Raw genomic sequence first — 4,036 nt, 5'->3', positions numbered from 1 at the left:
AGGGCATAGGCATGCACGCCGTGCTTCTCATCGCCTATGTGTTGTGCATCAAGTACATCGGCTTCTACGTGTCTTCCGCCACGCTGGTGTTCATTCTCTGCACCGTGCTGAAGAACGATCTGAAGGCCAGGGATCTTTTCTGGAACGTGGTGTTCACGCTGGTGTTCGTGGCCGTGTGCTACGTCATCTTCTCCCTCGGCTTCAGCGTCAACACGCCCCGCGGCATTCTGTTCTAGTTCACTTTTTCCAGCAACCATCAGGGAATTCGCCGGATTCGGGAACTACCGGTCTGGCGGATTCGTTTTTTCGGGGCGTGACGGACGTGCCGTCGCGCCTTCGGATGCGGAAGGCGGCGGTTCGGACAAGCTTCCGATGCGCCGCAAACGCCCGGCCTGCGCCTGAAGACGTGTTCGTACTGTCGGCAGAGCGCGCCTTAGCGCGGCGCCGGGCGGCTCCGCAGCACGACAATCGGAATTCTGACAGTTTCTGCGCCGAGATCCGGCGGCGTGTTGCGTCTGCCGGGCGATGGTTAGATTACAAGGAGGCATGAGATGGCTTTTCCTCACCTTTTCACCCCCGCGAAGATCGGGAATCTTGAAATACCCAACCGCTACGTTCAGACTTCGGTGCAGACCCGGGGCGGAACGGAAGACGGTTTTGTGGGCGAACCGCTGTTTGCCTTTCACAGGGCCCGCCTGGGGCAGGCCGGTCTCGTCACCGTGCAGCAGACCTTTGCGTGGCCTTCCGTGAAGCTGGCGCAGGGCCTTGCCCTGTGGGACGACAAGTACATTGAAAAGCTCGCGGAGCTGGCGGCGCTCATCAAGTCCGGCGGCGCAAAGGTGTTTCTGCAGCTCGGCGGCGCAGGCTCCCGCGCGGGCACGAAGAAGGAATGCATCGCGCCTTCTCCGGTGCGCGGCTCCTGGGATCTCGTGGTTCCCAGAGAAATGACACGTCAGGAAATTCTCGACTACATCGAATGCTACGCCCAGGCGGGCAAGAGACTCTACGAAGCCGGATTCGACGGCTTTGCTCTGCACGGCGGTTCCGGCAAGTTCATCAGTCAGTTCCTGTCGCCCTACAGCAACCGCCGCACCGATGACTTCGGCGGCACGGCGAAAAAGCGCATCGCGCTTCCCCGCATGATTGTGGAAGCCATCCGCGAGCGCACCCGCGACGACTTTCCCGTGTACATCCGCTTCCCGAAGTGCGACTACATGGAAGGCGGCATGACTCTCGACGAGGGCATTGAAGAGATGGGCTATCTGGCCGAGGCCGGTGTGAACGCCTTCCTCATGACGGGCGGCGGTCAGGAACGTCTGTGGCACGGTGTTCCCATCTATGCGGAAGGTTCGGCGCAGAACATCGCCGACACCGCCAAGGTCAAGAAGGCGCTTCCCGATGTGGCCATCATCGCAAGCTGCGGCCTGCACGATCCTCATGAGGCGGACAAGATGATTGCCGACGGCGTGGCCGACTTCATCGGCATTGCGCGTCCGCTGCTGGCCGATCCCGACTACGTGGGCAAGCTGCGCCGCGGCGAGGAAGACACCATCCGTCGCTGCGTGCGCTGCAACAACTGCCAGACCTGGGCCTCGCGCCCCAGACTGGTGGGCCGCGGCATGTGCTGCACGGTGAACCCCGCCCTGATGATGGAAGACACCTATGTTTCCCGTCCTGCCGAAAAGTCCAGGAACATCTATGTGATCGGCGGCGGTCTGGCGGGCATGCGCTGCGCGCTCGCGCTGGCCGAACGCGGCCACCACGTGGATCTTTTTGAAAAGACCGGTGAGCTCGGCGGTCAGTGGCTGGTGGCTTCCGCCGGCGACGACAAGGCGAGTTTCCGCACGCTTGTGCCGTGGCTGAAGAAGAACATGGACAAGGCCGGCGTGCGCATTCACATGAACACGGCGGTGACGCGCGAACAGATCATGGCGGCGCATCCCGACGAAGTGGTGCTGGCCACGGGCGCCACGCCCCGCGCGCTTTCCGGCGTGGACGGTCAGGACAGCGGCATGCCCATCGTGTACGCCATGGACGTGCTGCGCAACAAGGTGAGCACCGGCGAGCGCTGTGTGGTGCTCGGCGGCCGCTACATCGGTCTGGAAACGTCGCTCAAGCTCGCCCGCGAAGGCAAGAAGGTGTGCCTTGTGGAACTCAACGAGCTTGGCCGCGGCCTCATTTCCCGCATCCGCGGCTGGTTGTTCCAGGAAATCGCCAACTGCGACAACATCCGTCTGTTCCCGGATTCCACGCTGTTCCGTCTGACCGCGCATACCGCGGAAATCGATCACGGCCACGCGCTCTTCCCCGTAAAGGCCGACACGCTGGTGCTCGCCATCGGCACGGTGCCGGACAAGAAGCTTCAGGAATCGCTCGGCGACTGCGGCATTCCTGTGTATACCATCGGCGACTGCGATCACATAGGCGATGCCTACGAGGCCATGGATCAGGGCCTGGCGCTTGGTCTGAAGCTGTAAACAGCAGGGGAAATTTCCCCTGATCTGCGGAAGCGTTTTTGCATGAAAAGAGCCCGTGTCGTTGTTCGGCACGGGCTCTTTTCGTCTTGGAGCTTGTTCAGGATCGGCCCCGAAGGGCATGTCGTCATGCTCGGATGTTTAAGTGGGACGGGGAGTATCCGTTCCCGAAGGAAGGTCCTTTTGAGTCTGCGGTCATGAGGGCGGAGCGTCGCACCCTCATGACATGCCGCCAGGCGGCAGAGATTCGAGTATCGGAAGGCGTCGTCGGGAATCAGTCGCCGCGCTTGCTTTTGGCGATGGCCACCACCACGCCGGAGAGGGCCAGCAGACCGATGAGGTTGGGCAGCACCATGAGGCCGTTGAACATGTCGGACATGTTCCACACGAGGTCCACCTTGAGGCCGGAGCCGATGACGATGAACACCACGACGATGGCGGCGTAGATTTTGACGTATTTTGCGCCGAACAGGGCCTTCACGTTGGCCTCGCCGAAGAAGTACCAGCCGATGATGGTGGAAAAGGCGAAGAAGAACAGGCAGACGGCGATATAGATGTTGCCGAGGGAGCCGAACACCGTGTCGAAGGCGATCTGGGCGAGTTCGGTGCCGGTGCTGCCGCAGTTCCATTCGCCGGTGATGACGATGACGAGGGCGGTGCAGGTGAGCACCACGAAGGTGTCGATGAACACGCCCATCATGGCCATCATGCCCTGATCGTCGGGATGGGCGACCTTGGCCAGCGCGTGGGCGTGGGGCGTGGAGCCCATGCCGGCTTCGTTGGAGAAAAGGCCGCGGGCCACGCCGTAGCGCATGGCCTCGCGCACGGTGATGCCGAGAGCGCCGCCGCCGGCGGACTGGGGATCAAAGGCCATGACGAAAATGGTTTTGAACGCGACGGGCAGAGCGGTGATGTTGGCGAAGATGATGACAAGGCAGCCGCCCACGTAGAGGAGCGCCATGAGGGGCACGAGCTTTTCCATGACCCAGGCGATGCGCTTGGCGCCTCCGAGGAAGATGGCGGCGGAAATGAGGGCCACGACGACGCCGACGAGCACGGGCGAGAGTCCGAATGCGGTGCTGAAGGCTGCGCCGATGGAGTTGGACTGCACCATGTTGCCCATGAAGCCGAGGGCGAGAATGATGGCCACGGAGAAGAAGCCGGCGAGAGCCTTGCCGAAGGCTCCGGGGAAGGCGGCGCGGATGTAGTAGGCCGGTCCGCCGACGGTTTCGCCGCGTTCGTTGGTGGTTTTGTACTTCTGGGCGAGCACGGCTTCGGAGTAGTTGGTGGCCATGCCGAAGAAGGCGCTCAGCCACATCCAGAAGATGGCTCCGGGGCCGCCGGCGGCAATGGCCGTGGCCGCGCCGGCAATGTTGCCCGTGCCCACCTGGGCGGCCACGGCGGTGGCGAGCGCCTGGAAGGAGCTCATGCCGGTGTGGTCGGCGCTTTCACCGTGCAGGGAAATGTTGCTGAACAGACGGCGGAAGGCGTGGGGCAGCTTGCGCAGCTGAATGAAGCGCAGCCGGATGGTGTAGAAAATGCCCGTGCCGCAGAGCAGGAAG

Annotated in this window: 3 protein-coding genes; 2 read left to right on the top strand and 1 reads right to left on the bottom strand. The window is 62.6% G+C overall.

Annotated features, from left to right (window positions below):
* Together ACZM96_RS09905 and ACZM96_RS09900 are read left to right on the top strand one after the other, a co-directional pair.
* Window positions 1-236 (top strand): tripartite tricarboxylate transporter TctB family protein (locus ACZM96_RS09905; protein ID WP_489488846.1); only part of this gene is annotated, 236 nt, incomplete at its 5' end.
* A 315-nt stretch (window positions 237-551) separates the two neighbouring features.
* On the top strand, window positions 552-2,477 hold the full coding sequence (locus ACZM96_RS09900) for an oxidoreductase (protein ID WP_489488844.1): 1,926 nt from the start codon (window positions 552-554) through the stop codon (window positions 2,475-2,477).
* 271 nt (window positions 2,478-2,748) lie between these two features.
* Here ACZM96_RS09900 and ACZM96_RS09895 read toward each other — a convergent pair.
* Window positions 2,749-4,036 (bottom strand): alanine/glycine:cation symporter family protein (locus tag ACZM96_RS09895; RefSeq protein WP_489488843.1); only part of this gene is annotated, 1,288 nt, incomplete at its 5' end.

The sequence above is a fragment of the Mailhella sp. genome (assembly GCF_057866825.1).
The sequence above is the reverse complement of the archived record's forward strand: the minus strand, read 5'-3'. Positions and strand labels throughout refer to the sequence as shown.

Coding starts and splice junctions, on each gene's coding strand:
- ACZM96_RS09900 (WP_489488844.1), top strand. CDS start 552: ATGGCTTTTCCTCACCTTTTCACCCCCGCGAAGATCGGGAATCTTGAA.